The organism is Limosilactobacillus caecicola (assembly GCF_943192935.1).
GTDB classification, from domain to species: domain Bacteria; phylum Bacillota; class Bacilli; order Lactobacillales; family Lactobacillaceae; genus Limosilactobacillus; species Limosilactobacillus caecicola.
This window is the reverse complement of record NZ_CALPCI010000002.1, coordinates 135,145-157,231: the sequence shown is the minus strand read 5'-3', so window position 1 is coordinate 157,231 and position 22,087 is coordinate 135,145. Positions and strand designations below refer to the sequence as shown.

Genomic DNA, 22,087 nt, shown 5'->3' with positions numbered 1-22,087 from the left:
TTCGTGGTTATTAATTAAAGAGTTGTGGAATAAAGTGCTGAACGGCACGTGCGACCGTTTCTGGAGTATGCGAACCGCCCGGAACCTGGTAGTATTGCAAGTTTTGATGATTAAATTGTGGTAACCGCCACATTGCTCGAATTTGCGACGTCATTGAGCTAATGGTCCCATCACCACGACCGACGCCAGCAAAGATGTAAAATGATTGACCGTGCACAACGATTGCCAATCGCTTGGCCGTGGCCACTGTAGCACTAGCCCCACCATCGTCTTCCACTGTCCAACTATCGCCAGCAACGGGTAGGAAGCTAGCAAAGTAATCTAACTGGTGCTCAAAAACATACCAAGTGGTGATTGCGCCCATGGAAAAGCCACCAAAGGCCCGATGTTGTCGCGAGGCTCGTAGCTTACGCTTGCTTGTTCCCTGTCCATAGGTACTAAACCGCCTCTCAACAGCTGGCACTAGCTCATCAATCAATTCGTGTTCTGCAAATGCCCGATTTAAGCGATTGTCCCGGTAATAATCACTGGTCACAAAGCGCCGACTCGGGTAATAGGTGGGGAAAATCACGATGGATGGTTTAAGTTGACCGTTGCTAATGGCATGGTCGAGCACTGCTTTGAAATTGCCATCCCGGTAAAAGTCCCGTGCCGATTCAGTAGATCCGTGCATTAAATACAAGGTGTTGTAACGTTGTTGGTTGGAATAACCAGCAGGTAAGTAGACTAAGGCTTGCTTTTGGTATTGTCGTCCCCGGTAGGTAGTGGTGTAATCCACCGTTGTGGTGGTTGAACTGCTCGCCGCCTGCACAGAGTGGGTAGCAGTTAGTCCCAAAAGCGTGCTGAACATTATCAATAAACTCATTAGTAACTTGGTCATTTCTTCACCACCCTTCACAAATACGAATTATTGTTGACTCTTTAATAGGTGATTCTTGCGCAAAAACTTCTTCAATGCCGCGTTGTTGTCATCGTAGCGGAAACCATTTTTTACGGTGGCCCCATCAGCTTGACCAATCTGCCGCATTGTTGACATCGAATTCTTCATCGGGGTACTCATACTCGTTGTAAATGGAATAATCGTCTTTCCGCTGAAATCGTAATCATCGAATAAGGTGTGGATCACCATTGGTGGTTGTTGCCACCAGGTTGGGAAACCGATCAGAACGGTATCGTAGCGTGATAAATTCGGTAGATTACGCTTGATTGCGGGGTGAGTCCCTTGCCGCCGTTCCCGATCTGCGACTTTAGCATAATTATCATAGCCCTTTGGATAAGGGGTGGCCCGTTGTAGTCGAACAATATCAGCTCCCGTATATTTCTGAATTTGTTGAGCCGCCTGCTTCGTCGTACCAGACATTGAGAAGTAGATAATCAAAGTCCGGTTTCCTTTTGTCGCCGCCTTCGCATAACGGGATTGTCCCAGTCCGACTAGTGATCCCGTCACCATTAAACCGACGATCAACATCGTTACTAACCAACGCCATTTGAATTTCATATGCTTCACTTCCCTATCTAAAAAATTCGCGGCCATTGTAGACCTTTGAGTAAACTCCATAGCAAGTAAAATCCGGATTTTTGTCATCACATCATCTGATTGATTAATGCTATTGTATTGGCGAATGGTGCCTTTGAAAATTACTTTAACGTTATGCAGGTATGCTCACAGTGCATACTAGAGGTTAAAAAAACAGCCAAGCTAAAACTTGACTACCAAACTTAGTTATCTTGCTTATCATTCAAATGGTACAGGATACCGGATCGTTTTCAACGATAAAGCGAAAACTTATTATTCAACCAGTGCCGGTGAAAACACTTGGGTTTACCGCAACGGTTGACCTTCCATGGACAAGCAAGCTACCTTACCGCAAACTGGTAACGATGAAGCTACCCACCGTGCCGGATTAATTGCTGGATCATTAGTTGCCCTTGTTGGACTCCTTGGCCTGTCTGGTCTCAAGAATCGTCATCACAACTAGATCATCTTTTAGCTTGTGAAAGCGAAAGGCGTGATTTCATTTTTGGAACCACGCCTTTTTTATTGTCAAATTTCATTCATGATTACAAAATGAATTCTTGATCAAAAAAATTCCCATAAGCTGAATCAAATCAACTTATGGGAAAAGGTCTTTTACATTATTTAACTAACGTCTTAATCATGGTTACCACGCCAGCCAGCAATATCCCAGTCCGTAAAATCATAATCCAGGCGCTTCTGGTAGGCATGCTCATACGCCCGGACTTTTTGATGGTAATCCTGTTCCATCATCTTTTTGGACCGTTCATTCACCGCCAGCTTCAGGTCAGGATAAATGGGCGGCAAGACGTGCACTACATACCGCGTTTGGTAGAAATTTGGATCCTGCTTCTCCAATTTCGCCAGCGTCTGAATTTCCACAAAGGTTGAGATCACCGGCACCTCAGCTAAGGCCGCAAAATAGTAAGCACCCCGTTGTGGCACCCGTGGCTTACGGTAATTCCACCACATTTCTTGCTCGGGAAAAATTAACACCCAGTGACGCTTGGCCAACCTGGTTTTTAAATGCGGGACAAAATTACGGTTAATATAACTCGGTGTATTCACCAACGGAATCGTCCCAATATAATTCATCAAGTAACTAAAGAAGCCGGGCAACTTTAAATTCGTGTCCTCAATCACCACGTCCAGGTGACGATGTTTACGTTGGGCTAGCCGTTTAATCGCCAAGGCATCCACTTGGTTAAAGTGGTTGGCCGTTACGATCGCCCCCGTTTTGGGTAATCCTTTAAGGTTCTTAATTCCCTCGACCTTCGTGGAAGCTGAGACTGATCTGGCCAGCAGATTGAACAGGCTCCGGCCAACTCCATTATTGAAATGGCCCCGGATCCGCCCCTGCTTTTCCCAAAACTCGTTTACCAGTTGCTTACGTTCCGCCACACTCATCACGGGATCACCAATTTCAGTCTTCGCCGTGAAATTGCGTTGGTTGGCGGCAGCTTGAATATTTCGAATTACTTGTTGGCGATCATCACCAATAATCATAACTTTACCTTCTCCCGTTGTTTGACCCGTGCCCAGTTGTTAGGATCTTGCATGACCTTCGCCGTCTTTTGGAGCATCGTTTCTAATTTCTGCCGGTCAGCGGTCCGTTGGTCATCGCCATAATTTGCCAGCTCACTTGTCAATTCTCGATAAAATGCCGTCTGCTTCGCCGCTTGCCAGAAGTAGCGGCCGTACTGCACTGGTTGAAAGTGCCAGGGCTTGAAAAAGAGGTTGTAATGAATTAACTGGGGATCTGGCAGCGGGACCGTATTCTCGTTCGGCATGGCGTCCCACCCCGCTGGTAAGTACTTGATCCGGCCATCACCCATTTCATTGAGGTAATCTTGGTCGGGAGCAATACAGTTAAAATGGTAACGATGGAATAGGTCAAAAAAGTGTTCCGTAAAGTGTTCCTCGCGGAAGACCTGGGCATTCATCACTAGCACACCGGAATTAATGTAATGGTCAATTTGCAGGTCCAGAACGTCCGTAATGTACTGCCGCATTTCTGGGACCTCCTTAATCGACCGGTCTTGACAAGCCGCAAACAAGTTGTCCCCCAGGTCAATCCGGTACAAATCCGCAATATCGGCATTCACGACCGTGTCACTATCGAGGTAAATCACCCGTTCGTATTGAGGAAACAGGTCTGGAATAAATAACCGGTAAAAAATTGATGGTGTAAAGAAATCAGCGCGTAAATAATTTTCCTGCCGGTCCTTGATCGGTGCCAAGAGTTCATCACTGAGTTGCTGAAACCGCACCTGAACATTCTCCGTCTGCATGGCGCGTAATGCCGCTTGATGTTCATCAGACAAGTCTTGATAGAGAAAATAAACGACGTAATCTTCGTTGGAATTAACATGATCAATTAATGATCGTAAGGACACTGCCGCATACCGGGTAAAGTCATCACTAATCGTGTAGAATACTGGGACTGTCATACGGGTTCTTAAATTACCTCCTGGGACATTGCTTGTTTAATTTTCAAGTACTGGTTTAAAACGTCATCATATTCGTGCAAATTAAGCACCGAATGGACCCGCTCCACTTCCCATGACTTCACCGTTAAGGTGTGCAGATACGGAGTAAAGCGAAAAGTGGTCGTAAAGTGCTGAATGACCGTATTGGTTTGCAGGTGGTACTGCTCGTTATAGCGGCGTGGCGCAATCCGCTTTTTAGTAATTACTCGGTTAATCGCGGATTGGTCCGGGAAGAACATCCGCCGGGTTTGCATCATTTCCCGAATTTGCGCAAAGGACCCCGTCTGACGAATCATCGCTAAATTCAGCAAGAGCACCCCAGAATTAACGTAGTCATAGAGCCGTTTGGTATGGAGGTTATGGAAGAAAAACCGTCCCCAATAATCTAAAACCCCAACTAGTTCAACATCGTCTAACCGCTGTTGGTAAAACTCGTCGAGGTTGCGGCGCACAATGACATCGTCATCCAGGTAGAGCAGGCGGTCTGGCAATTCCGGAATCTGGTCAGCAAACAACCGCAACATTGCATACGGGGTAAACCGACTACTAAGGTTCACTTCCGGTAAAGTTCGATGAAATAATTCGTCACAATTGATTAATTTCACCTGACTAGCCGGATTTTTGGCGTTCACCAACTCCTGCAACTTTTCCGCCATTGTCGCTGAAAATGGCTCAAAGTGCTGGTTCTCAGTCTCGACCGTCATTGTCAAAATGTAAATATGAAGCTGGTCACAGTGCTTCAGTAGCGACAAAGTAGCGATTAACACCCCATCTTCTGCATTGTGATCCCCACAAAACATGATGTTCATGATTCTGAATCTTTCTCTTTCTGCTCATAGTGATAGTATTGGTAGTCACTCAGTTTTGTCCGCATTGCCATCTGGTGACGAACTTGCTGGTAAAGTTGTTCCTGCGCAACCTTCTTTGGTAACGTGGTGTCCGGATAAAAGGGTCCGTCGACGTAGGTCACCATCCGGGGACGTTTTCCCCAACGCGGCGTTTGGTAAGTCGTTGTTAGCGTAAATACTGATCGTCCCGCGTTCACAGGAAAATTAAAACTGGTCGCTGGAAACGGCCGGAGTCCCGTGTAATATGGCCACACGTGAGCTTCTGGGTAAACCATCACAATCTTTTGATCATTAATTACCTGCTGAATGGCCTTTAATAATTTGATCGACTGGTGGAGGTTCGTACCCACTGGTAAACCGCCATAGCGGACCAGTAATTTGCCTAACACCGGGATCCCCCAGTTGGCCTGGCCAGCCACTAAGTACAACCGGTTGGCCGGTAAAATTGCAAAGGGCACGAACACGTCCCCCACTGGTTGGGTATGGTTCGCGTACACAAAGTAGCTTTGGCCATCCAGTTGACGCAGCTTCTCCTGGCCAACCACCCGTAGTCGGTAATAACCGCAGATGAGCACCCAACCAATCATCTTGACAATCAGGCGCGCCAACTGATTCCACACCCGTTGCCAGCGACCCGTGGGAATAATCTGATAATCGTCCGGTAGTAGGTAATCCTGATGACGGCTGTGCACCAAGTCTTCATCAAAATTTCGGTACCGGTACGTCCGCATCTTACTCCCCCACTTATTGTCAAACGAACTGCAAATCTATGTCATTATATCATATTGTCCAGGCAGTTCCGCAAGACACGTTGAGGAAGTTGATTCCATAAGCCAAAAATGGTTCAAAGTGTTGAATAATCAGCGCCTTTGAACCATCTTATTATTGATTATTATCCTGATCCTGGTTTTGGGTGGGATTTCGCCGTCGACCATTCTGAACGATATACCGTTCTACCAGGTCTAGCACTTCCGTATTTTTCGGCAACGACGAATGTTGGGCTAATTTTCCAGTCACCGTCGTCTGGGTATAATGCTTGACGGCCCCTTGGTAAACGTACTTACCAGCGAGGACACTACTCAGCGGCACGATCCCATCTTCGACGTAATTTTCTGCGCCCGCCACGGAGTAAACTTCCAAATCACTTGGCAAGTTCTTCCGGTATTTAATAAAGTCACGGAGCATTTCCGTCCGCCGACTGGTTGGTTCTGAGAAGTTGTATGGTGAACCGATCGTCATCAACCGTTTAATGGTAATTTGGTTTTCATTAAAGTAGTGTTCCAAGAAGTAGGTGTAAATTAGTCCCCCGTTGGAGTGACCAATGCCCTTAAAATTATTGAAATCATACCGTTCTTTCAACTGGTTGAAGGCTTTATTAAACATCTTGGCCTGCTTCTTGATGTTACTGTAACCATCGTGATTATTTTGGAAGCCAACAACAATAAACGGTTCGTTATCGCCTTGCCGAATCCGGCCACTGTACACAATGTGACCATCATTATAAACCTTCACCTTCAGTAGGCTGTGGCGTTTGTGATCCATGTTATTCAACATATCAATCATGCCATCAAACCGGTTAACGGTCGCACTACTCCCCGGGATCATAATAATCGGGGACATTTGCGATTCTTGCCGAGTCCGTAATTGGTGAATGTTTTGGGTTGTCCAAAAATAGGAAAGTCCCGCAAAAATAACGATAATCAACGCCAACCAACCGACAAGCCGACGATGCGGTTTACTTAGCCTTTTCATCAGTACTTTCCTCCTCTCGGTCAGTCACCGAACGTTCATCGACCCGTTCCGCCAGTTTAATAAACGGAATGTACAAAATGATATCAATGATTAATAAGACAATGGTAATCAAGAGTGCGACCCAGTTCCCACCCGTGGAGATGAACGGAATCAAAATTCCGGGAGTCCCATTGGGCACTGGATAAACCATCGGTGGTATGGCGTGAATGAAAATCAGGAAACTCCCCACTAAGATATTGAAAATTGGCAAAATAACGAATGGGAGTAAGAAGGCCGGATTTAAAAATACCTGTGCCCCAAAGAGGATTGGCGCCCAAAGGTTGAAAAACGATGGCACAATACTAATTTTCGCAATTGTCCGCTTCCGTTTGGAACGAGCCGCCCAAAGGATCCCAATTACTAATGCCAACGATAACCCGACTCCGCCAAAAACGGCGAACCCAGTATATAAGGATGATGGGGTAAACGGATATGGGATGTGCCAGGAGGTTTTGTGAGTTAATGCATACGTCAAGTTTGCGTAGACCTCATTGCTGTATGCTTGACTGGTGATCGTCAACGGTTCGGCAAATCCCAGCCATACCAGGACGGTATTGATCAACGAGAGAAGAATGTTGAGAAAGTAATTACTATTCCGGTCGATCAACGAATCGAGCCACTGACTCACCATTCCATCGAGATTAAATTGCCGGTAACTTGCATATCCAATGTGGAGGATAAAGGCAACTATGAACACTACCAAAACCGGTCGCATATTTTTCAACACGGCCGCCATGACGTCTTCGTGGGTACTACCGTGTTCAAAGAAATTGACTTGTTGGCCGTATTTAGCAAAGTAACGACCAACCAAGTAGCCGACAATGATCCCAATAATCAACCAAGTGACGCTATAGTAGCGCATCTCGATAACTTGGCTATTACCACGAATTCCGTGAACAAAGATCAATACATACGCGGCTGCCGCGGTAATCCCTGCTAAAATGTTCTCCTGGCGCTTGATTCGCGTCGTGATCATCGCACTCACCATTGCGGCAAAGGGTGCACTCCAACCGACCGTCACGCGTTGGACATCAGAGAAGACGGCCCGCAAAAATTGCCGGAATGGTAACCAATCAGTCACATGCAAAATACTGCCTAAAAAGCCATTCCCTGAGAAGAGGTTCTCATAACCGATCCGGGCAAACGCACCGACCACGATCAAGGGAAAAAGCGTGATCAGCGTCCGGTGCAACACCCGTATAAACGGGCGCTGGCGGAAGCGCACTAGGCGATCAACAATTCGTTCAGTATTCACAATTTCAGCCTCCCACATTTATTTACTGCTCTTATTATAAGCATTGATCGGCCGTTAAACAATATTAGAAATAACTAATTGCCAGCCTATAAATCTTTCAATTGTTTCGAACTATATTCTTAATTATTTAGAATCTTTTACTGTTGAATTCGACATTAAAAAATAAATATCAACTACTTTAATGTCCCAGTCAGCATTGTAGTGAGCTCTAACCTTTCGATAATTCAATTTGTTGGTGCCAAAAGTGCACAGCATCGTTTAGCCAGCCCTCAGCCACCGTTCCGGTCCCAATCCCAAAACCGTGTTGCAATCCCGGGTAAACGTGAAATTCAGTCGGGATCTGCTCGTTTTGTAGAAATGACAACCGCCATTTCATCGTCTGCCAATTAGCAATCCAATCTTGATCCCCGACGTTCGCATAGGTGGGAGCGTCCGCCGGTGAAACACGGTCATACCCCGTATACTGCATAATCACCGCGTCTGCCTGTGGTAAGTCAGTCCGGCCAGTCAACCGTTGTAAGCTTTCCCGGTTACCGAGTTTGGCCGCCATTCTAGCCCCTGCCGATCCACCCCAAAGCGAGTAATGATGTGGATCGACCTGGAGCTCGTCAGCATGATCGATAATGTAGGTAATTGCCCGTGCTAAGTCTGCATATGGTTGATCGGGGCGGTAGATCAAAGCAAAGGCATTATCACCTTCTTGACTGATCTTCATTGCGTGCGGAAAGCTGTCTTGCATCCCGGCAACATAGTAAAAGCCCCCACCAGCATTGTTAATCGCAAACGGCGCTCCCGGTCGTCCCGCAAAGAAGTAAATCCCAACATTCCGTTTGGTGGTGTCAGTAGCCATCTCAGCTTCTGAATAAATATGGTAAAAGATTGGGTGATTCTTCGCCTGATCTGCCAGGTAATTCGCCACTGCCACCGTGGTGTCCGCACTTAGCGCCGAATACCAGAGATAGTGTCTGGAGTCACTAATCTGGGCTAAAGTTTCGTTATCCTGGAAGCGGCGGTCGACTGGAAACAAGAGCCGTCCGGCGTTCCCACCAAAGTAATCCCTCACTTCACCCACTGTTGATTGTGTCGTAAATTTCATCATTCATTCTCCTTCTATAGCTGGATCATTGCATTATAGAAATCCTCCAGGACGTTGTGACGACCGTGTGTCCCATCCTTACCCTGCACGGGTTGCGAACTTGTCTGGGGAATCGAAACTAAATGATCTGGGAACTGCATTGTTAACCCTCCTTTGGCTAAAAAATGAGAGTGGGACAGAACTAGCTGAGCTAGTTCGTTGTCCCACCTCCGCAAGGATGGCTAGGTAGTTGAAGCGCTGGGCGATCAGCGTTTCAACTGCCAGCCAGCGCTACTGCGATGTAACATTAATGTTTTAGAAATTACAAAGGGCTGAGCCTTTCACCCAACCCTGTGAAAAATAAATTAGAATTTTTCAGAGCTCTGGTCCACGGGGTCACCGTTGGCCTTAGCAACTTCCTTGCGCCGCTGTAATTCTTCACGGAGCATATTGTACCGTCGCTCTGATTGTTGGTACGAGGCCCGCGAAATTTCCATGTTGCGCCGGGTAATTTTAATCTGGTCTTCAATGTCACGTGGTGAGTATTGAGAGATGCGCCGCTGCATCAAATTAGTCAGTTCATAAGAACGGGAAATCAATTCATAGCTACTCCGACCAAAGTTAGTTAGCATGTAACCAACCGTCCGGCCCGCTGAATATTGTTCTGTCTTATCAATGACCCGCCGCATTGGCAAGCTCACGTGCTGGTCCCAGAAGGTAATCAGGGGGCCAGTAAAGAAGGCCACGATGATCGTACCAAAGCCAACTGGGCCACCTAGTAAAAAGGCCACGACCATGAACAGTACGTCTTGAACGACCCGGATTGTCCGGTACTGAGTATGCAGTCGGTCAGCCAAAATTGGAGCGATCGCATCATATGGTGCGACCCCTAATTCGGCCCCCATGTACATGGAGGCGCCTAACGTGAAGAGCGCCAACCCGATAATCAGGTTTGAAATGACAATAATGGGGTTAACTTGGGTCCCAAACACCCGGTTATACAAAGTGGTAAACCATTCAATTTCGAAACCGACCAATACCATGTTCAAGACCGTACCAATACCAATCTTTTTCCGGTCCATGAACAAGATAAAGACAAACATTACCAGGTTGGCCAACAATTGGTAAACCCCAAGGCTGAGGCCTAAGTGGCTCGAAGCACCGGTGTTAGTGGCCGTGAATGGGTCTAAGCCAACCCGACCACCACGGAGTAATGCGGTCCCCAATGACAGGATTGTAATCCCGGCCAACGACATCAAGGTCCGCCAACTTAAGTTCGCGAACGAGGGCTTTTTGACTGCTTGCACCATTCTCAATCATCTCCCACATTAAGATTTTTTTAGCCCTTACCACCTTGGAAGGCAGGGTACAGGGTCATCCCACCATCAACAAAGAGGGTGATCCCAGTCACGTAACTAGATTCGTTCGAAGCTAACCAAGCTGCGGCCGCTCCAACTTCTTCTGGCTTCCCGATCCGCTGCATTGGAACCATCGCCGTCGTGCTCTTCAATTGTTCTGGATCAGCGAACTTTTGCGCATTAATTGGGGTGTTGATCGCACCAGGCCCGATCGCATTAACCCGAATCTTTTTGGCCGCGTATTCCATCGCCACCGTTTCGGTAAAGAGCTTGACCCCACCCTTGCTAGCAGCGTAGTGGGCAAAGGTTGGCCAAGGGATTTGTTCGTGAACCGAGGACATATTAATGATGTTACCCTGTTTATCATGACTCAAGAAGTAATCTAAAGCTGCCTTGGTGCCCAGAAAAACACCGGTCAAGTTCACGTTGATGACCCGTTGCCAATCTGCCAATGATAACTCTGCCGTGGGGTGTTGGTTTTCCATCCCCGCATTATTTACCCAAACGTCTAAGTCACCAAAGTGTTCAACCGCTGCATCAACCAAGCGTTTAGCACTAGCTTCGTCACTAATGTCCGCTTGAACCGCGTAGGCTTGACCACCAGCTGCTTCGACGGTTTTGACGGCCGCATCTGCACCAGCAGCGTCGGAATGATAATTAATGACCACCTTCATGTGTTCCTTGCCAAACCGTTCTGCAATCGCCGTACCAATGCCCTTGGAACCACCAGTAATCACTGCAACCTTGTTTTGTAAATCTTCGTACATTTGTATTTCCTCCTCATTGCGAATTGATTGTCATTAGTATAGTCAGGAATGCTAACTGGCAACAGCACTAAATCTCAATACCAGTATACGTTTTGAACATACTAAATGCCGCAGCTTATTTTACGACACTTATGCTAAAATGCCCTTAGTACCTTCAGTAAAGGAGACCATCGTTATGAAAAAATTCGTCACGGGGATCGTTGCCCACGTCGATGCCGGGAAAACTACCCTGTCAGAAGCCCTCTTATATCAAGGCGGCGCCCACCGTCAGTTAGGCCGGGTTGACAATGGAACCGCCCTCCTCGATCCCGAACAAATTGAACAACAACGTGGAATCACAGTCTTCTCCCACCAGGCCGTCGCAACTTTTCCAGACCTGCAACTGACCCTATTAGATACTCCCGGCCACATTGATTTTGCGGCTCAAACGGAGCAAGTGCTCCCCGTACTCGACTACGCCATCCTGGTGGTCTCGGCCACGGACGGCATTCAAGGATCCACCCGCACGTTATGGCGCCTCCTTGCTCAATACCAAGTTCCCACCTTTATCTTTATCAATAAGACGGACGTAGTTGGTGCAAATCCGACACGGGTGATTAAAGATTTACAAACTGAATTTCAGGCCGCTTGCTTGCCATTCGCGGCGGACGAACTTGATGATCAAATGGAAGACATTGCCACCAGTGACGACCAGGCCCTCGATGAGTATCTGACGAACGGCACCCTCAGGGTCGCAACCATTCAGCAACTGATTGCCAACCGCAAAGTCTTTCCCGTTTACCAAGGCGCCGCGCTCAAGCTGACGGGCGTTGATGAATTAATCGCGGGGCTCACCAAGTGGACGCAAGCGCCCGCCACGACTAGTGAAGAATTTGGTGCCCGCGTTTTCAAAATTTCCCATGATGACCAGGGTGACCGCCTCACCTGGCTCCGGGTCAGCGGCGGCATCCTCGCCGCCAAAACTGAATTGTTGCCTGGAGAGAAGGTCAATCAGATCCGGACATATAACGGCAGCAAATTTACCCTTCAACCTCGCGTGACTGCCGGTGACGTTTGTGCGGTCACGGGGCTAACCACGACCTTCCCTGGTCAGGGCCTCGGCACGTTAACTGACCGCCAACTTTCCGCCATTCAACCAGTTCTCACCTATGCCGTTGTCCCCCAAGACGTCGATCCGCAAACCTGTCTGAAAGTGTTGCGCAAACTCCAGGATGAGGATCCCCACTTGAATGTCCAATGTTCTGAACATTCCCAAGAAATCCACGTACAAATCATGGGCGAAGTGCAACTAGAAATTTTGCAACAATTGATTCAAGAGCGCTATGGTTACTCCGTCAGTTTTCAAGACGGCGAGATTCTGTATCAAGAAACGATCACTGCCCCCGTGGAGGGCGTTGGTCACTTTGAGCCCCTCCGCCACTATGCCGAAGTCCACCTCCTAATGGAGCCAGCGCCCCGGGGAAGTGGCCTGACCTTTGCGCAGGATTGTAGCGTTGACATTTTAAAACACAATTGGCAGGAACGGATTATGACCAGCTTACGCAGTAAGGAACACCGGGGTGTCCTGATCGGTGCTCCCCTGACGGACGTTAAAATCACCCTGATCAACGGTCGGGGGAGCATTAAACACTCCGTGGGTGGCGACTTCCGCGAAGCCACCTGGCGGGCAGTTCGCCAAGGGCTGATGATGTTAAAACACCAACAAGCTTGTGAATTACTGGAACCGTGGTACCATTTCCGCCTCACGGTTGATTCAGAAAACGTGGGCCGGGCCATTAATGATATTCAAATGATGCACGGCGACTTTCAGCTCCAGGAACCATCCGACCAACAGCAAATGAATATCATCACCGGCACTGCGCCAGTTGCCAGTATGCGTGATTATGCCACAACGGTGCGAACCTACACCCACGGTCAGGGTAACCTGGAACTCAGTTTTGCAGGTTATCAACCATGTTATAATGCCGACGAGGTAATCGCGGCTGCCAATTACGTGCCGACAGCTGATCTTGATAATACGCCAGATTCCGTCTTCTGTGCCCACGGCGCTGGGTACCCCGTCAAATGGGATCAAGTCCCCGTGGCGGCCCATGTCGAATACCGCACAAAATAAGCAGGAGTGCCCTAAAATTGGACACTCCTGCTTATTACGTTTCAGATTAATTTTGTTTTTTCGATATTTCATGCTTCAATGCTGTAAATTTTGGTGCATCCAACACCCGTAAGCGTGGGAAACTCTTCACCAAGCGTTGGTGGTTCCAACTGAGGGTTGGTAACTTGACGTCTTTGAAGTGGGCTAAAACAAACGCTCGCCAACCATTAGCATCGCTCAATTCATGGCCGGCTTTCTCACGAAGGTGCCACAACAGGCCATTAATCCGTTGATCCCACATTTTGGTCGTAACGTGGAACCGTTCGACACTGATCATCGTTAAGGCCGTATCAATGCCCATCACGATAGTAATCCCAACTGCTAGCCAACCGTGGGTCAACTGTTCCTCAACATTAATCACGTCTTGAATAAACGGTTGAATCACCTTGACCAGGAAAACCACCCCAATCCCCCAGAAAAAGGAAATCACTGGTGCGATCCGACCGTGGATGTTCCCCCATAAATGTGAGTAATCCCACAGTTTCATTTTAAAAACCTTTTCCAAAAAGAGACTGGCAAAGTATTCAAAGACAGTTGCCACCACAACGCCCACGATAAACAATAACAGCAGATGATCTTGCACGTCTTTAGTACAAATCAAAATCGTCGTGACCGCAAACCCATAGACAGGACAGTACGGTCCAAAGAGAAACCCCCGATATTCATAATGATGGTCTTTGAGAGAACAATAGCAGGTCTCCCACAACCAGCCAATGACTGAGTACGTAAAGAACAGCACGATAATTTCTGAAATGGTATATGGCATTTTGTAGCACACTCCGTCTAAAGTACTAATCCCATAATATGGGAAAGTCCGTTATTTAGCCATTAATTTGATTATTGCTCCGCTAATTTCCGTTTCACCAAATCCGGATCCGCCTTACCCGGATTGAGTTCCACCAATTTTCCTGAGCCACTGTAGATTACCCATTCAGCCAAGTTGACAATGTGGTCACCCGCCCGCTCGAGGTTACGCAATACAGATAGGTAATTTTCGTAGGCCTTCACATCTTTGCCACCAGCGGTCAAGGCACTAATAATCGCCTTTTGTTGACGAACATAAATCAGGTCGACCTTGAGGTCCTCATTGGCGACTTCATAAGCCTCCTGCTCGTTCGTGTAGACGTAGGCATCCATCACCCGCTCGAGCATTTTGCGAATGATCATCATCATTTCTTCAATCTGATTTTCGATTGCTGCATCGTGATCACGCCCGCTGAGGCTAATCGCCGAACGCGCGATGTGGGTCGAATAGTCCCCCAGCCGTTCAATATCGGTGCTGGCCTTTAAAATACTGATGATCTTCCGAAAGTCATCCGCCACCGGTTGCTGCAGTGCCATCAGCTTGAGGGCTTGTTTTTCCAAATTAATTTCTTCATCATTAATTTTCAAATCACTATTTAAGACCTGCCGGGCCAACTGTTCATCATGGTCAACAAAGGCGCGGGTCGCTTGATAAATCTGTTCACTCGCGTCGATCCCCATCTCCATGAAATGACTCCGGAGTCGTTTTAATTCGTCATCAAAAATTACTCCCACATTCGTTCCTCCTATCCAAACTTGCCGCTAAGGTAATCCGCCGTTTGTTGTTGCTGCGGGTTCATAAAAATTTGTGCGGTCCTGTCAAACTCAACTAACCGTCCCTGGTCGAGGTAGGCCGTCCAGTCCGCTGACCGGGAAGCCTGTTGCATATTATGCGTCACGATAATCATCGTAAAATCCTTTTTCAAATCGACCATCGTTGCTTCGATCTGGCTCGTCGACAGAGGATCCAAAGCGCTCGTCGGTTCATCCATTAAGATAATTTCCGGTCGGACCGCCAACGTCCGGGCGATACAGAGCCGTTGTTGTTGACCACCGGACAGTGCAAAAGCACTCTCCTTCAATTGATCTTTGACTTCGTCCCAGAGGGCCGCCTGTTTGAGGCTCTCCTCAACGCGCTGATCCAACACCCGTTTGTCCTTTTCCCCGGCTAAACGAAGGCCGTAAATCACGTTTTCGTAAATGGATAACGGAAACGGGGTCGGTTGTTGAAAGACCATTCCGATTCGCTGCCGGACCTGGTAAACATTGACATCGGGCTGGTTAATATTCAGTCCTTCAAACAGGATCTGGCCATCAACCGTCGCCAGGTCATCATTCATCCGGTTCAAGCTCCGTAGAACAGTCGATTTTCCGGAACCCGATGCCCCAATGAGAGCTGTGATCTGGTTAGCCGGAAACTTCATTGAAACGTCGTGAACGACCTCTTTTTCCCCGTAGGAAATCGTTAAATTTTGGATTTGTAATGCTGGATCTGTTGTCATGATACTCCTCACTTTGCTAAACGTCGTTGAATCAAGTTGCCAAGCAGCCGGGCCAAGAGGTTAAACAAGAGAATGGTGATGATCAAGACGACCACCGAGCCATTCGAGACCGCCCGGGCGTCAGGAACCAGTCCTTCACTATTAACCTTCCAAATGTGGACCGCCAACGTTTCGGCGGGCCGCATGGGGTTCAGAAAACTGGTTGGACTAAAGGGATTCCAATTCTGATAATCGATCGCCGGAGCGCTTTGACCAGCCGTGTAAATGAGGGCCGCCGCCTCACCAAAAATCCGCCCCGCACTCAGGATCGCGCCCGTGATAATCCCCGATAAGGCTTGCGGAAGCACAATTTTCGTTGTGACCCGCCACTTCGACATTCCGAGACCAAGCCCAGCCCGGCGCTGCAAGGCAGGTACCTGGTGGAGAGCGTCTTCGATACTGCGGGTCAGTAATGGCAAGTTCAAAATCGTTAAAGCGAATGCCCCGGCCAGGAGCGAGAAATCAAACCCCCATTGGAGAACGAAAACCAAATAGCCGAATAACCCCACCACAACGGACGGCAGCGAGCTCAGCACCTCAATCGCCAACCGGAGAAGTTCTGTCCACCGGTTTGTTGGTGCATATTCGCTGAGGTAGATTGCCGCAATTAAGGCTAACGGTACCGAGACCAGCAGGGTTAACACGACCAAGTACAGGGAATTAAAGAGCTGGTCCCGAATACCCCCACCACTGCGGAATGATTCCGAGCTACTGGTCAAAAAATGCCAGGAAACGTGCGGTAAACCAGTCACGAGGAGGTAGCCTAATAAGAGGAGCACAATGATTCCGACTAGGCTAGCCCCCGCTAAGATCAAATAGGTCGCTAAACGATCAACTTTTTCTGGTTTCATCGTTGACCTCCCCGTTTGTTAAATAGTTTCATCAAGATGTTGAATGCTAATGACATGATGAGTAAAATCAACGCCAACGACCACAGGGCATTATTGGCGGTTGTCCCCATCACCGTATTACCAATTCCAGTTGTGAGGACACTAGTGAGTGTGGCTGCCGGGTCAAGCAGTCCCTTGGGCATGATGGTCGTGTTCCCGATCACCATTTGCACCGCCAGCGCTTCCCCAAAGGCCCGCGCCATGCCAAAAACCATGGCGGTCAAGATGCCACCCCGCGCACTCGGTAGGACTACGCGGGTGATCGTCTGCCAGCGCGTTGCCCCCAGTCCAGCCGAAGCTCGTCGGTAGTCCTGTGGTACCCCACGGAGACTATCAATGCTCATTGACGTCATCGTCGGCAAAATCATCAGAAAGAGTACACAAGTTGCCGCGAGGATTCCAAAACCTGTGCCACCAAAGAGCCTTTGCAAGGCAGGGACAATCAACGTCAAGCCAACGTAACCATAAACCACTGACGGAATTCCCACCAGGAGTTCAATAACGGGTTTGAGGTATCGTTCAACCCGTTGGGGAAGCATTTCAGCGATTGCAATGGCGACGATCATCGCCATTGGTAAGGCAACAATTCCCGCTAAAACCGTGATCAAAAACGATGTGATAATCATCGGCAAAGCCCCATAATCATGATTACTCATGCTCCAAGTCGTGTCCGTTAAAAACTTGCCAAGTGAAAACTCCCCTTGGACAAAGAGCGCAATTCCCTTAACGGTCAAGAAAATCAGAATCGCACTCACTAAGCCACCAATCAGGACGATGGCCAGGCCGCTGACTAATTTACCGAGCCACTCTTCGCGACTCTCCTTTGAAGGCTTCAGCAGATTTTGCTGTGGTCCCTGCATGATTACTTCCTCCTTACCTGACCAGTATCCGTTTTGGTCACTTGCATGTCATGAATGCTAACGTAATGGGCCGCGTTGACAATTGATGACTGGACCCGATGTGACTGCATGTACCGGATAAACGCTGTGGTCGCTTTGGACGAATGCTTTTGCGTATACATATGTTCATACGACCACAACGGCCAAGCATTGGTGGTAATGTTTTGGGCCGTGGCGCTCATCCCATCAATTTTTAAAGCCTGTACCTGATTATTCATGTAGGCGAGGGCAATGTAGCTGATCGCACCGGGCGTGTTAGAAACAATCTCCTTGACGGTCCCGTTCGAATCTTGTTCCTGGGCGTTAATCGACTCGGTTCCCGGTTGGAGGACTGTTTGTTCAAAAGCCACCCGGGTTCCACTACCGCTGGCCCGGTTAATCACCGTAATCGGTAAATTAGGTCCACCAACTTCTTGCCAGTTGGTAATTCGCCCAGTAAAAATCCCCCGTAATTGGGCCATGGATAAATTTTTGACCCCTAATTTGGGGTTCACCACGGGAACAATTCCAGAAACTGCCACAATATGGTCCTGAAGCTTAGCGGCATTAATCCCCTCTTTTTGGCTCGCCGCAATGTCAGAAGCACCAATATTGACTGCCCCAGCCTGGACCTGACTGAGGCCGGTTCCCGAGCCACCACCTTGCACAATAATATTGGCATGGTGAGTTTTTTGATAGCGTTCGGCAACCGCCTCTGCCAATGGTTGCAACGCCGTAGAACCAACGACCGTCACCTTGTCAGCCGCCGGTTGATGATGGGCCGTATACCATCCCCAACCTAATAAACCGATCACCAGGATCACTACTCCACTGGTAATAACCTTTTTCATCTCTACTCTCAACTTTCTTACTTGAGTTCTAAATTCTCATATGATACAAATAAAGCATAGCAAGCCGATGTAAATTTTGAATTGATGGAATGTAAAGCTTTTGTAAATGTTGGAGATCAAGATGCCAAAGTACTTTTTAGTTATGAGTCAAAACCTGCCCCTGGTCGCGAAATTACAAAAACTCGCCCACCAACTTGGTGGTCATGTTTCCCAATTGACCACCCCGACCGGCCTTGTCGTTGCCTTAGAACATCATCAGATTGCGGGAGTTTGGTGGGACTTAGACGATGTGACCCTCGACACCACGACTGCCACAATGACCCTGGTTCGCCACCTGATTACCGGGCCGGTGACCGTGTTCGCAAGCCAACCGTCTGAACGGCAAATCCGTAAACTTTATCAAGCCAAGGTCGACGACGTGGTCACTTTGCCATTTAACGAGACGATCTACGGTGCCATGTTCTCCCAACGGCTCCGGACCTATCAAGAAATTCCTGCTCGTCACCAGGGGGATACTAGCCAAGCCACTGAAAATAACGCAATGATTGGTGACTGGCAAATCAATCAGGATGACTACACCGTGATTAAAAATGGCGCCAAGATTAACTTGACGCCAAAGGAATTTCAATTATTAACTTTTCTCAATGACCACCATGGTCACGTACTGAGTCGGGAACAACTCGTGAATGGGGTGTGGGGGTATGACCTATTAGAATCATCGCGAATTGTGGATATCCATATTAGCCACCTCCGCGATAAGCTGGAAGACCAGCCAAGCAAACCAGTGCACTTGCTGACGGTGCGCGGATTCGGCTACAAACTTGTGTAATGACTGCTAGAGTTCCTGGCGGTCACTTTTTTGCTTTCATTATCTAATTTTCAACTTTTTCTTCGTTTCATTGAGCCATTCTAGCTGTCCCTGCGTCCGCGAAATTGCCCGCTTGAGGATTAAATAATGTCCGTAATGGTGCTGAACCGCCTCCTCATTCGGAAAGACCTGCTGTTCACGTTGCTTGAGGTGGTGTAAGTTCTGTTTCAGGAGCTTCATTTGTTGGTTAATTAAATCGCCAATTCGTGGGTCATCGGCCTGTTGAATGAAAAATAACTTCAATGAAAAGAGGTCTTGGTGAATCGGCAATTCATCTACCAACTGACCCAGCCACTCATTGAGGACTTGGCGCCCTTCATCAGTAATGTCGTAGTACTTTTCTTTACTATTGGTGGGACTGGTGCTCACGGTCAACCAGCCATCCTGCGTCATCCGCCGCAATTCTGGATAGATCTGACTGTGGGATGCCTGCCAAAAATCACCGATTTCGGTACTAAAGGTATTCGTGATCTCCCGTCCCGTAATACGCTGATGAGTGTTTGTGATTCCCAAAATAATAAAGGGAAGAATTCGTCGTTTCGGCATGCAATTACCTCCTCGTCTTTCTTCCCTGATTATACGCTATTTTGCAATCCGCTTGTAATTTTCGTCGAAGTAGCGTCCTTCACGAATATCATCGATAATACCATCGTATGGTGCTTCAGAAATCACGTCTTCGTTATTTTGACCAGCGTCACCAATATAAGTGATGTGCGCAAATTCTGGCACCACTAATTTTGGATAGGTAGCATACTTTTCCCGTGCTTCGTGCATCCGATCAATGTGTTCGTTCTGGAAGGTCACCGTAATTTCCGGATGCTCCTTCACCCAGGCGGGGAAGAAAATCGTCCCGTTCAACTTCTTTTCGTTTGGCACGAAGTCCAACGCCACATCAGTTCCGGTGGGTTCCGTCCAAGCTACTTTATAAATCCCTTCCGTCAACATTACAATATTGGCTTCTTGGTCCTTAACCCAACGACCGGCAACCATGCCGCCGTGAATTCGGTAATCAACGGTGTGATCATTTTTCGCATACCATTCGTATTCCCAACCATTATCATAAGTATAGATAAAATGTGTGCCAAGGAAATCGTCTAAAGTTTTAAATTGTTTTTCAGTCATGTTGTTATCCTTTTCTTGTTTGAGTATGCTTTGCTATTATATGTCGTTATCAACATAAAATCAAATTAATAAAGAAACTACATCGAGACCCGCTAAGTTCGGCAACCTTTCCAACTTAGCGGGTCTTCATTATTGCGCTTCTTTCCCTTGATGCAAATCTGCGTCCTTAATAAAGACCCCGGCTGCAGTGGTCTTTCCATGGCGGTCCTTAATCGTGTTGTAGGCTTCGGTCAATGCTGCTTGATGGTCAACACCAACGAGCTTACTAAAGATCAGCAGGGCCACCTGCAGGTCACCAATCGCGTCGACGAGTTCAGCATGTTGCTGCTTATTGTAGGCTGCTGAAAGTTCACCGACCTCTTCCGCAATTTTCATAAATTCCACCCGGGGATCGGCCTGATCAATTTGTCGTTCGTGGGCCCATTCATAAATTTTCGGAATTAATTCTTCGTAATTCATCTTATTTCCTCCTAGATTTTTCATCATGCAAAAAGCCGCTCCACAGAGCGACTTTCTAAGCTAACTATTTCAAAGCGTCGAGACTTTCTTGGTACTTTTCCTTGATGAAGTTTGCCGAATTTTGTAATTTATCCAGCTCTTCATCAGTTAAATCCAACTGACATTGCTTGATAATTCCTTGACGACCAACGATGGCTGGATATGAGAGGTAAACCCCGTATTCTTCACGGAAGTTGGAAACCGGTAATTCAGTATGCGCATCTGACAAAACTGTGTTGGCCAACCGGACTGCCGCCGTTGCCACCCCGTAACTCGTGTACTTCTTACCGTGGAAGACAAGCCAACCACCATACTTAGAGTCATGATCTAATTCATCCAGGTCTAAGTTATTTTCCTTAGCTAACTTCGTCATTGGTTGGTCCATCACCTTGACGGTTGACCAAGCGGTAAATTGGGAATTGCCGTGTTCACCAAGGTTGTAACCACTAACGGAACGGGGGTCAACGTCAAACTTTTCGGCCACGACCCGCTTCATCCGCGCGGAATCTAGCAACGTCCCCGTCCCGATCACTTGGTTCTTAGGTAACCCAGTAATCTTTTGGTACAGGGAAGTAATCACGTCCACTGGGTTCGTAATCGCGATGATCACGCCGTGGAAACCACTTTCCTTGATCTTTTGAGCAACTTCACTAACCGCGTCCCGGGTAAATGGTAATTCAACGAACCGGTCTACCTTTGGCGTATCCTGCAATTTAATGTTCCCCACTGCAGAAATGATCACATCCGCGTCAGCTAAGGCGCTGTAATCATTTTCGATAATATTAGTGTGGAAAGGTAAATTGGACAGCGCGTCTTGAAAATCTAAGACGTCCGCGTGGAGTTTCTCCTCATTCTTATCAATTAACACTAAATCATCGGCAAAGCCGTTCGCAACAATGTAATGAGCGGCTGTGGAACCAACGTGGCCCACGCCAATCACACCAATTTTGCGCGTCATCGAATCATCCTCTCTTTGAATATCATGTGATGTCTCTAATTAATTTTTAATCTTATCACTAGAGGGGCCGTGACGCAAGTTAGCTCACCTGAATTATTTAATCTTTTATACTGCGTGTAATCACGCTAATTAAATTTAATATTCAATTTAGATCGTCTAATTTCTCAAATTCTTCAGAGGTAAACAATTTAGTATCCCCTGATTCTGCTTGATGGATTGAATCCATTAAATTCTGCCGATTAGCCTCATTATGGAGAACATGTTTCGTTTCCTGAATTGAATAGACTTCAGAAGCATCAATAGCAACTTACAGGGGATATTATATACATAATAGCCACTTTAATTCGTTACATAAATAATCATTACTCAAAATTAGCTATTTAGCGTGATAACTAAGCCTAATAAGTCAATATTTTCCCGATGATC

The 22,087-nt window shown here is 47.5% G+C and carries 25 protein-coding genes; 3 read left to right on the top strand and 22 right to left on the bottom strand.

Annotated features, from left to right (window positions below; genetic code table 11):
* Positions 1–10: 10 nt before the first annotated feature.
* A complete protein-coding gene (locus NFR43_RS03365) occupies positions 11–880 on the bottom strand; it encodes an alpha/beta hydrolase (RefSeq protein ID WP_251546497.1) in 870 nt (289 codons plus the stop codon).
* A gap of 27 nt (positions 881–907) precedes the next feature.
* Positions 908–1,498, bottom strand: coding sequence for a flavodoxin (locus NFR43_RS03360; protein WP_251546494.1), 591 nt, complete (start codon positions 1,496–1,498; stop codon positions 908–910).
* 346 nt (positions 1,499–1,844) lie between these two features.
* On the opposite strand from NFR43_RS03360, the gene NFR43_RS03355 reads away from it, so the two are divergent.
* Complete coding sequence (locus tag NFR43_RS03355) at positions 1,845–1,979, top strand: hypothetical protein (RefSeq protein WP_251546492.1); 135 nt, start codon at positions 1,845–1,847, stop codon at positions 1,977–1,979.
* Positions 1,980–2,152: 173 nt separating this feature from the next.
* Here the strand turns inward: NFR43_RS03355 and NFR43_RS03350 are convergent, their stop codons facing one another.
* The 10 genes from NFR43_RS03350 to NFR43_RS03310 all read right to left on the bottom strand — a co-directional run bounded on the left by NFR43_RS03350 (position 2,153) and on the right by NFR43_RS03310 (position 11,099).
* Positions 2,153–3,022 carry a lysophospholipid acyltransferase family protein gene (locus NFR43_RS03350; protein WP_251546490.1) on the bottom strand — a complete coding sequence of 290 codons (870 nt, stop codon included), beginning with the start codon at positions 3,020–3,022 and terminating at the stop codon, positions 2,153–2,155.
* Positions 3,019–3,966: a glycosyltransferase family 8 protein gene (locus NFR43_RS03345; protein ID WP_251546488.1), complete on the bottom strand. Its 948-nt coding sequence runs from the start codon at positions 3,964–3,966 to the stop codon at positions 3,019–3,021. The genes NFR43_RS03350 and NFR43_RS03345 overlap by 4 nt, the downstream gene beginning before the upstream one ends.
* A gap of 8 nt (positions 3,967–3,974) precedes the next feature.
* Entirely contained in the window at positions 3,975–4,814 is an 840-nt protein-coding gene (locus NFR43_RS03340) for a glycosyltransferase family 8 protein (RefSeq protein WP_251546487.1), read from the bottom strand.
* Positions 4,811–5,584: a lysophospholipid acyltransferase family protein gene (locus NFR43_RS03335; protein ID WP_251546486.1), complete on the bottom strand. Its 774-nt coding sequence runs from the start codon at positions 5,582–5,584 to the stop codon at positions 4,811–4,813. Before NFR43_RS03335 ends, NFR43_RS03340 begins: the two co-directional genes overlap by 4 nt.
* 151 nt (positions 5,585–5,735) lie before the next feature.
* A complete protein-coding gene (locus tag NFR43_RS03330) occupies positions 5,736–6,605 on the bottom strand; it encodes an alpha/beta hydrolase (protein WP_251546484.1) in 870 nt (289 codons plus the stop codon).
* The gene (locus NFR43_RS03325) at positions 6,589–7,899 is read right to left on the bottom strand and encodes a PTS transporter subunit EIIC (RefSeq protein WP_251546482.1); all 1,311 of its coding nucleotides are present in this window, start codon (positions 7,897–7,899) and stop codon (positions 6,589–6,591) included. The genes NFR43_RS03330 and NFR43_RS03325 overlap by 17 nt, the downstream gene beginning before the upstream one ends.
* Before the next feature lie 208 nt (positions 7,900–8,107).
* Positions 8,108–8,995 carry an alpha/beta hydrolase gene (locus NFR43_RS03320; RefSeq protein ID WP_251546481.1) on the bottom strand — a complete coding sequence of 296 codons (888 nt, stop codon included), beginning with the start codon at positions 8,993–8,995 and terminating at the stop codon, positions 8,108–8,110.
* Between the two features lie 14 nt (positions 8,996–9,009).
* Positions 9,010–9,135, bottom strand: coding sequence for a hypothetical protein (locus tag NFR43_RS08510; protein WP_275087097.1), 126 nt, complete (start codon positions 9,133–9,135; stop codon positions 9,010–9,012).
* A gap of 204 nt (positions 9,136–9,339) precedes the next feature.
* Positions 9,340–10,284, bottom strand: a complete 945-nt coding sequence (locus NFR43_RS03315; RefSeq protein WP_251546480.1) for a YczE/YyaS/YitT family protein — start codon at positions 10,282–10,284, stop codon at positions 9,340–9,342.
* Positions 10,285–10,313: 29 nt separating this feature from the next.
* Positions 10,314–11,099: a glucose-1-dehydrogenase gene (locus NFR43_RS03310; protein ID WP_251546479.1), complete on the bottom strand. Its 786-nt coding sequence runs from the start codon at positions 11,097–11,099 to the stop codon at positions 10,314–10,316.
* Positions 11,100–11,274: 175 nt separating this feature from the next.
* On the opposite strand from NFR43_RS03310, the gene NFR43_RS03305 reads away from it, so the two are divergent.
* Positions 11,275–13,212: an elongation factor G gene (locus NFR43_RS03305; protein ID WP_251546478.1), complete on the top strand. Its 1,938-nt coding sequence runs from the start codon at positions 11,275–11,277 to the stop codon at positions 13,210–13,212.
* A gap of 46 nt (positions 13,213–13,258) precedes the next feature.
* On the opposite strand, the gene NFR43_RS03300 is transcribed toward NFR43_RS03305, so the two are convergent.
* From NFR43_RS03300 to NFR43_RS03275, 6 genes are all read right to left on the bottom strand, one after another.
* Positions 13,259–14,017, bottom strand: coding sequence for a putative ABC transporter permease (locus NFR43_RS03300; protein ID WP_251546477.1), 759 nt, complete (start codon positions 14,015–14,017; stop codon positions 13,259–13,261).
* A gap of 71 nt (positions 14,018–14,088) precedes the next feature.
* Positions 14,089–14,790: a phosphate signaling complex protein PhoU gene (gene phoU, locus NFR43_RS03295; protein WP_251546476.1), complete on the bottom strand. Its 702-nt coding sequence runs from the start codon at positions 14,788–14,790 to the stop codon at positions 14,089–14,091.
* Positions 14,791–14,801: 11 nt separating this feature from the next.
* Positions 14,802–15,557 carry a phosphate ABC transporter ATP-binding protein PstB gene (gene pstB, locus NFR43_RS03290; protein ID WP_251546475.1) on the bottom strand — a complete coding sequence of 252 codons (756 nt, stop codon included), beginning with the start codon at positions 15,555–15,557 and terminating at the stop codon, positions 14,802–14,804.
* 8 nt (positions 15,558–15,565) lie between these two features.
* Positions 15,566–16,447 (bottom strand): phosphate ABC transporter permease PstA, encoded by an 882-nt coding sequence (gene pstA / locus NFR43_RS03285; protein ID WP_251546472.1) that lies wholly within the window; start codon positions 16,445–16,447, stop codon positions 15,566–15,568.
* The gene (gene pstC, locus NFR43_RS03280) at positions 16,444–17,346 is read right to left on the bottom strand and encodes a phosphate ABC transporter permease subunit PstC (RefSeq protein ID WP_251546470.1); all 903 of its coding nucleotides are present in this window, start codon (positions 17,344–17,346) and stop codon (positions 16,444–16,446) included. The genes pstA and pstC overlap by 4 nt, the downstream gene beginning before the upstream one ends.
* 2 nt (positions 17,347–17,348) lie before the next feature.
* Positions 17,349–18,215 carry a phosphate ABC transporter substrate-binding protein gene (locus tag NFR43_RS03275; RefSeq protein ID WP_251546469.1) on the bottom strand — a complete coding sequence of 289 codons (867 nt, stop codon included), beginning with the start codon at positions 18,213–18,215 and terminating at the stop codon, positions 17,349–17,351.
* Between the two features lie 121 nt (positions 18,216–18,336).
* Between NFR43_RS03275 and NFR43_RS03270 the strand changes: the two genes are divergently transcribed.
* On the top strand, positions 18,337–19,044 hold the full coding sequence (locus NFR43_RS03270; RefSeq protein WP_251546467.1) for a winged helix-turn-helix domain-containing protein: 708 nt from the start codon (positions 18,337–18,339) through the stop codon (positions 19,042–19,044).
* Between the two features lie 39 nt (positions 19,045–19,083).
* Here NFR43_RS03270 and NFR43_RS03265 read toward each other — a convergent pair whose 3' ends face one another.
* The 4 genes from NFR43_RS03265 to NFR43_RS03250 form a co-directional block, all read right to left on the bottom strand.
* A complete protein-coding gene (locus tag NFR43_RS03265; RefSeq protein ID WP_251546465.1) occupies positions 19,084–19,629 on the bottom strand; it encodes a PadR family transcriptional regulator in 546 nt (181 codons plus the stop codon).
* 36 nt (positions 19,630–19,665) lie between these two features.
* Entirely contained in the window at positions 19,666–20,205 is a 540-nt protein-coding gene (locus tag NFR43_RS03260) for a phenolic acid decarboxylase (protein WP_251546463.1), read from the bottom strand.
* 129 nt (positions 20,206–20,334) lie between these two features.
* Complete coding sequence (locus tag NFR43_RS03255; protein WP_251546461.1) at positions 20,335–20,664, bottom strand: MazG-like family protein; 330 nt, start codon at positions 20,662–20,664, stop codon at positions 20,335–20,337.
* Positions 20,665–20,728: 64 nt separating this feature from the next.
* Positions 20,729–21,661: an L-lactate dehydrogenase gene (locus tag NFR43_RS03250; RefSeq protein ID WP_251546459.1), complete on the bottom strand. Its 933-nt coding sequence runs from the start codon at positions 21,659–21,661 to the stop codon at positions 20,729–20,731.
* Between the last annotated feature and the right edge of the window lie 426 nt (positions 21,662–22,087).